The organism is Vibrio sp. M260112 (assembly GCF_036533775.1).
GTDB lineage: Bacteria > Pseudomonadota > Gammaproteobacteria > Enterobacterales > Vibrionaceae > Vibrio.
Window position 1 is genome coordinate 1 of sequence record NZ_JATABH010000133.1, and the last position, 1,661, is coordinate 1,661.

2 protein-coding genes are annotated in these 1,661 nt (G+C 41.9%); both read right to left on the reverse strand.

The features are described 5' to 3' along the window. Positions 1-263: 263 nt before the first annotated feature. Positions 264-545 carry a putative quinol monooxygenase gene (locus QTN95_RS20535; protein ID WP_331418831.1) on the reverse strand — a complete coding sequence of 94 codons (282 nt, stop codon included), beginning with the start codon at positions 543-545 and terminating at the stop codon, positions 264-266. Between the two features lie 113 nt (positions 546-658). Then, positions 659-1,015 (reverse strand): hypothetical protein, encoded by a 357-nt coding sequence (locus QTN95_RS20540; protein ID WP_331418832.1) that lies wholly within the window; start codon positions 1,013-1,015, stop codon positions 659-661. Positions 1,016-1,661 lie beyond the last annotated feature (646 nt).

Consider the following 1,661-nt stretch of genomic DNA (forward strand, 5'->3'; position numbering starts at 1 on the left):
TCTTGGCGTGTGCGAGATTTCACCGCTCCAATCAAGTCACCTTGCTTGGCTTGAGCATGCAGACAAGTCGCTCTACTTATCCAAAGAGTCTGGGCGAAATCGTTCGACAGTTTTCGAGCCTTCGTTCGTTGAATAACTATTCAATTCAGTGCTCAAATAGAACCGTGGTAAGAATCGCTGACCTAACTTAGCGTTCAGCGATTCTGGGTATAGTTTGAGCTTTCTCACGCAACCTATCATTCAACGTTATGCCATGTTTGGCACTAGGCTGACTCGATAACTTGGTAAAACCGCTCAACGTTAACCGTCACTCTTCCCCAATGGGACGCTTTTACGCGTTGTTGATGAGCATCGAATGACGCTCTATCGATAAACTCTTCATACACGTCAAACCGAAGAGGGTTATCACTATTCTGAGTGACGCTAAAGGTAATACAGCCCGGCTCTAGCAACGTTAGCTGCCTATGGGTGATCAACTCGTTTTTCACGACATCGAGATCGCGCTCTGGCACCAAAATAAAGCCTTTTAGTGTCACTTTTGTCATGCTTGTTCCTTATTCACCCGACTCCACGACCCTATTCACTCATTGTCCGTCTTTACACATCAATCGCAACAAGCAATGCCGCGACTAGCATCGCCATCGCGGACAAAACCATCTTATTCGCCTTCAAATTTAGCGTAACACTCTTCTAGTTGTGCATCTGTCATTCCTAGCACCGACTTAATCCCATTGTTAAGACAATTCTCATATTGGCTATCATCTTCACTTTGGGTATCAATGAATTTCGCACATTTATACATCGAGTCGCGATAGCCTTGAATAATGGTTGCGTGCGTTTTGCCACTGCATTTAGCTAGGTGGGCAAATGCACCGTTATTTGTCATAAAATCGATCTGAGTATCTATACCAGATTCGATTTGGCTCTCAGTGAGTTTGTTGGTAGCGTGACTTGGCATTGCTAATACTGTAATGGAAGCAGCCAATAGCAAGCGAGATATTGTTGAAAATTGCATAGAATCCCTTTGATGTATATTTTTTGTCCAAAATAGATCACGACACACTTAACGAGGCTAAAGAGACACGCAAGTTTGAGAACGTCGTAATATTTTAAGCATTAATTACATTAAAAATTTTTCTATTTAAAGTTAATTTTTCGCATAGTTTTTTAACTGCTCATTCCAAATTAGGCCGATATACCGATCGACCTAGATGCGCCAAAGTAAAAGGAGAAGACCAGCACTCAGCATAAAATCATCGGCATCCACTTAGCAAAAAACTCAGCAGCAGCATCATAAAAATCGAACGCTAAATGTTCAATACTCACAAAAATAAGTCAAATTTCACTTCGATACATTGGGGAATCAAGCGGTAGTAACTTGAAAAGGGCTAAATTGAGCGCCCTGCACTAACTCAGCCCTGAAGTTCTAACTATAATATTATCATTAACTATTATTAAAACGCAGACTATGCTTGATTCGAAATCAACCAATGAACTGGATTGCTCTCTCTTAGTCTTGGCGTGTGCGAGATTTCACCGCTCCAATCAAGTCACCTTGCTTGGCTTGAGCATGCAGACAAGTCGCTCTACTTATCCAAAGAGTCTGGGCGAAATCGTTCGACAGTTTTCGAGCCTTCGTTCGTTGAATAACTATTCAATTC

What these genes read in the sequence shown, in the direction of transcription:
- QTN95_RS20535 (WP_331418831.1), bottom strand. Translation starts at nt 545, where the DNA reads ATGACAAAAGTGACACTAAAAGGCTTTATTTTGGTGCCAGAGCGCGAT.
- QTN95_RS20540 (WP_331418832.1), bottom strand. Translation starts at nt 1,015, where the DNA reads ATGCAATTTTCAACAATATCTCGCTTGCTATTGGCTGCTTCCATTACA.